Raw genomic sequence first — 5,195 nt, forward strand, 5'->3', positions numbered from 1 at the left:
TAATGCGGGGGCTCCATACAGGTTGACCGATGCCTTAATCATTGGGTCCGAGAGACCTTCGGCAGAGGCATTGATTGTTTGACCACCAGCACGACCAAGACCAGACAGCTCGGCATAGGGCACCGTCATCGTGAGTCTGCCGGATTGCCCAGCGACATCAATAACATGGGTCAGGCTAACCGCTTCTGTGACCAAGGTGTAGGAACCACTTTTGGCTTGTGCTATTCCACCTGTCAGGAAGTTCATTCCTATTGGCGCATTGGAATAAGCGCGTGCTTCAATTTCTTGTGCATGCAGTACGGGTGAGAACAGCAGGCATACAGCGCTTAGCGAGACAAAATATTTCGCTAGCGATCGATAGAATCTAGCGGTTGGCATTACAAAAGACAGCGACACAAATTATTTCTGTGAGCCAAACAGAATATCAATAGTGGCTGGAGTGCCTAAGCGTAATTTCAATCCAATTAAGACCAGGTACGGCCAGACAATGAGCCAATACACCAAGGACATAGCAACGACCCGGAGTGGATTGGATTGCCCAAAGGCAGTCATTGAGATTAAAAATTCTTTCCCATGAATCATTCCATCAACACCAGCTTCAAGGTAGTTGAGCAAAATGACTACCAAAAGATATACAAGTGATTCATTAAAGAGTGAGCGCATGAGGCCGTAATTGGGTCGCATCTTCGGCGGAAAGATCGCCTGTGCAATCAGCATAAATTTAGCGCATAGCGCTGCCTTGATAAAAGCGATTCCAAAAGGCGTTAGTGGAATAGGGCGCTCATCCAAAGTAGTCATTGCTAAGAAAGTTAAAGCACAAAACCAGGTGCCAAAATACAGTGTTAGCGCTAAAGCGCTTTTGGCTTCTTCTATAACCTTTTCTTTAAAGGTATGTTTTTTAACTGGTGTGTTTGTAGCGGAGGTCATAAAGGCAATCTAGCAATTCATTGGGTTTGATTAAGCGTTGCAGCAAGATTCGCCGCTCGAGCAGGAGGAGGTAGTCTCCGCCGGTGCTGGTTCTTGTGTATAGCGAGCGATATAGGCCTTCTTGCCTTTCAGGGCAACCTTGATCCAGACAAAATGACCGGAGCCCGGAGCAACGGTGATGGGTTCGCCATTCATATTCCACATGGCATCAAGCACCACATCTTGATTACCCGATGGTTCAATGATTTCCAATTTATCGCCTACTGAAAAGCGATTCTTCACATCTACCTTAACGCGACCGCTGCTAGCATCAACATCTAAAGTCTCGCCAACATACAGACTTCTTCCGGATAAAGAATGACCACGCATATAGAGCTGGTATTCCTTATCGTGATGACGCTCATAAAAACCATCTGTGTAACCACGATTTGCTAAGCCTTCTAGATTGCCTAGTAAGTTTGTATCAAATGGCTTGCCGGCAACGGCATCATTGATAGCGGCGCGATATGCCTGACAAGTGCGCGCAACATAGTAGGGTGATTTGGTGCGACCCTCAATCTTGAAAGAGTCCACACCCATGGCTGTAAGCCTTTCGATGTGCTCAACTGCACGCAAATCTTTAGAGTTCATGATGTAAGTTCCATGCTCATCTTCTTCCATGGGCATCAGATCATCCGGGCGACGCGCTTCTTGTAACAGCACCACATCTCCGCTAGAAACTTGCTGGCCAGGCTTGACCTTATAGTCCCAGCGACAGGCATTGGTACAGGCGCCTTGATTGGAGTCGCGATGGGACATGTATCCAGAAAGCAAGCAACGTCCAGAGTAGGCGATACATAAAGCTCCGTGGACAAAGACTTCTAATTCCATTTCTGGACAGTCTTGACGCACTTCCTCAATCTCATCAAAAGAAAGCTCGCGAGACAAAATTACACGACTGATGCCAACAGAGCGCCAGAATTTTGCTGAAGCACCATTTACGGTGTTGGCTTGTACGGATAAGTGAATAGGCATATCTGGCCAAGCTTCGCGAGCCATCATGATCAAACCAGGATCAGACATGATGAGCGCATCAGGACCTAGCGCCACCACGGGAGACATGTCACGAATATAAGTACGTGTCTTAGCACCATGGGGCAAGAGATTGGAAACCAAGTAAAACTTCTTACCTAAGTTATGGGCAGTATCAATCCCTTGTTTAAGAACTTCAATCTTGCCAAAGTCATTATTTCGAACCCGCAAAGAGTAACGAGGTTGTCCTGCATAAATCGCATCCGCCCCAAAATCAAAGGCGGTTTCGAGCATTTGGAGGCTGCCGGCAGGGGCAAGGAGTTCGGGGATCTTCTTCATAGGGCTATTTTAGTGTGGCAAGGCTTTTTCTGGGGGCTCATTGATAGTCTGTGGCCAGAAATGGAAAAACCACCTAAAAAGGTGGTTTTTCGTATTTGGCTCCTCGACCTGGGCTCGAACCAGGGACCTACGGATTAACAGTCCGGCGCTCTACCGACTGAGCTATCGAGGAATAAGCCGATATTATAGCAAGATGCAATCTACTCTTCCTACTTCTGTCCAGATCCCCAAAGTACTGACCATTGCTGGATCCGATAGTGGCGGCGGGGCGGGGCTCCAGGCCGACTTGAAGGTTATCACTGCTTTGGGCGGATATGGCATGTCTGTTATTACTGCCATAACAGCCCAAAATACTCTGGGAGTCACCCGAATACAGGATGTCGATCTGGATGTAGTCGAGGCCCAAATAGATGCGGTATTGCTCGATATTGGCGCTGATATTGTCAAAATTGGCATGCTAGCCAGTCCGGAGATTGTTCGTACTGTAGCCAAGGCACTAAAACGTCATGGGGTAAAAAGGATTGTGCTCGACCCAGTGCTGCGAGCCACGTCAGGCGCAAGCTTAGGTGGCGATGACACTGCTCAAGCCATCATCTCCGAATTATTTCCGATCGCAACATTAATCACGCCAAACTTAGATGAGGCATCCCTATTGTTGGGTCGAGATATTGTTGCGCCAAATGATTTCAAATTAGCCGCACAAGAATTACTCGATATGGGTCCACAAGCCGTCCTAATTAAAGGCGGTCACTTAGATAGCACCCACACTCAAATTACTGATTACTTAATGTGGCGCACACTTGAAGATGGCCTAGAGGTAGTCCAAACAAAAGAGTTCAAGCACTATCGAGTCAATACAAGCAATACCCATGGAACAGGCTGCTCCTTAGCTTCTGCCATTGCAACCTATATGGCCGATGGCCATGACTTGCAGCATTCCGTTGCTAAAGCCATAGCCTATGTAGAGGCGGGTCTGGAAGCAGGGCGTTTCTTGAGTATTGGCGAAGGACCGGGCCCCTTATGGCATATGCATGATTTTTACCCCACAGCATTACCTAAAGAAGAGGGTAATTACTAATTTGTAGTCTATTTTTAGGGTGCAATATCGTTCAAAATGTTTGAACTATTATTACCTCTCTATACCTATATGCGTCTCAATCCTGCTTGTCTGTTTTTTTGTAGACTTACAAAGTTCTCCTTCGGGTTGATGATTTGTTTTGCATCCGTCCTTGCTATTGCGGACGAGGCTATTGACTTAAGCAGCATCAAAGCTCCCCCCAAAAATATTCAAGATATTTTAGGAATTCTAAGTCAAACAAAAACGCCGGAGAATTTGAAAAATAAGGCGCAAAATGTTGTGGCTTTACCAATACCTACTGGTGCCAACGCCGAAGAGCTTAATGCGTATTACTATCGACGCGCAAAAGCGTACGAAGTTCTGGGTGATGACCCAAAGGTACTCGAAAATATCAAGAAGGTTGTTAAAGAGTACCCCTCAACCAATGCCGATCTCCATAATGATGAGTTGCGTTTTTATGCCAACCTGGAGATGTCCTTAGGCAATACCACCAAAGCCCTCGAAGCCCTAAATACTGCAAAGTTGATTGGTTATTTTGGTTGGCGTATTAGTGCTTATTACGATTTGGGGGAAGATTGCCTGCTAGTTGGTGACATACCTTGTGCGAATGAGGCATTGCAGGGCTTGAAAACTACACGAGGGATGAGCGCAAGATACATCCCATCTCAAAATAGAAACATTAATAATATTTCCTCATTTAATTCAAGAGAATATTTTCTTGAGGGTCAGATTTTGTTGAAGGAGGGTGGTTATAAAGAGGCTGAAGTATTGCTTAGGGATGCAAGTAACAACTTAAGCATGGTTTTAGAGGGATTAAAAAATCGAGACATGAACTCGATTGATTACGAAAAACGCATTCCTGAAGATAACTCCTTTGAATCAGTTAATGCCTATTTGTTATTAATCAAAATGCAAATTGCTTGGTCTAACGCATTGCTAAATCAAGGTAAATTTATTGAGGCAGAGTTAAAGGCGAGAGAGGCCGTACTTCTGGCCATCCAAAGGGTGGGCCCAAATTCACGCTATACAGCAACTGCCTTGCTTGCCTTGGCGCGCGTCATATCGGAAGAGGGTCGCCAACCTGAGTCTGTATTGCTCGCCAATAACGCGTTGAAGATTATTCAAGCATCTGGTGCTGCAAACTCCTCCATCAAAGTAGCTGAAGTACGAGGGTTCTTGGCTAAGAGTCTTGTCGCCGACGGCAAATACACCCAAGCCGAAAAAGTCTTTACCGAGATGGTCGATGGAATTAAGTCTGATCCAGAGATTGCTGCTCGCTATTCTGCTCAAGATTTAGATTGGGCTTTGGCCATGGTCAAAACTGGTAAAGCCTCCCAAGCTGCGGCAATGACCTCGCAAATGCTGGCTAAGGATGAAATCAAGTTTGATAAAAACTCCCCACGCCTAGCAATGATTCGCGCCTTTAATGCTGCTGCCTTGCAAGCCTCCGGCCAATCGTCCCAAGCCCTAGGCGAGTTCAAGCAATCGGTTCCAGTCTTGGTGGATCAAGCTCGAAACGATTCCGAGAACGCAACAGCGACCATCCGCCAAACCCAGCGCATGACGTTTATCTTAGAGGAGTACTTAGCTTCTCTAGCGCAGCAAGCTAAAGCAGACCCGTCAGGGGCAGCAGCTGCCCAAGCATTCCAGATTGCTGATCTAGCCAGGGGTAGTGGCGTGCAGCGCGCTTTAACCTCGAGCGCCGCCCGTGCCAATATCAGTGATCCTCAGTTAGCCTCCCTAGCGCGCCGTGAGCAAGATCTGCAGCAGCGCATCAACACCTTATCGGAGCTACTCACCGGATTGCTATCAGCGCCTCCTGATCAGCAGTTGCCAGCCG

Annotated in this window: 4 protein-coding genes, 1 tRNA gene and 1 pseudogene; 2 read left to right on the forward strand and 4 right to left on the reverse strand. The window is 46.9% G+C overall.

The features are described 5' to 3' along the window. From ICN24_RS10360 to ICN24_RS06385, 4 genes and pseudogenes are all read right to left on the reverse strand, one after another. A pseudogene (locus tag ICN24_RS10360) lies at positions 1–378 on the reverse strand (hypothetical protein); the annotation flags it as partial. Between the two features lie 21 nt (positions 379–399). Then, positions 400–927, reverse strand: a complete 528-nt coding sequence (locus tag ICN24_RS06375) for a hypothetical protein (RefSeq protein WP_216222129.1) — start codon at positions 925–927, stop codon at positions 400–402. Positions 928–957: 30 nt separating this feature from the next. Continuing rightward, entirely contained in the window at positions 958–2,277 is a 1,320-nt protein-coding gene (locus ICN24_RS06380; RefSeq protein WP_216222130.1) for a U32 family peptidase, read from the reverse strand. Positions 2,278–2,373: 96 nt separating this feature from the next. Continuing rightward, a tRNA-Asn gene (locus tag ICN24_RS06385) sits at positions 2,374–2,449 on the reverse strand. A 21-nt stretch (positions 2,450–2,470) separates the two neighbouring features. Between ICN24_RS06385 and thiD the strand changes: the two genes are divergently transcribed. Together thiD and ICN24_RS06395 are read left to right on the forward strand one after the other, a co-directional pair. After that, positions 2,471–3,355 (forward strand): bifunctional hydroxymethylpyrimidine kinase/phosphomethylpyrimidine kinase, encoded by an 885-nt coding sequence (gene thiD, locus ICN24_RS06390; protein ID WP_216222131.1) that lies wholly within the window; start codon positions 2,471–2,473, stop codon positions 3,353–3,355. 279 nt (positions 3,356–3,634) lie between these two features. Continuing rightward, the coding region (locus ICN24_RS06395) for a tetratricopeptide repeat protein (RefSeq protein WP_216222132.1) at positions 3,635–5,195 on the forward strand (1,561 nt) is incomplete at its 3' end.

This window comes from Polynucleobacter sp. UK-Kesae-W10, assembly GCF_018881575.1.
Classification (GTDB): domain Bacteria; phylum Pseudomonadota; class Gammaproteobacteria; order Burkholderiales; family Burkholderiaceae; genus Polynucleobacter.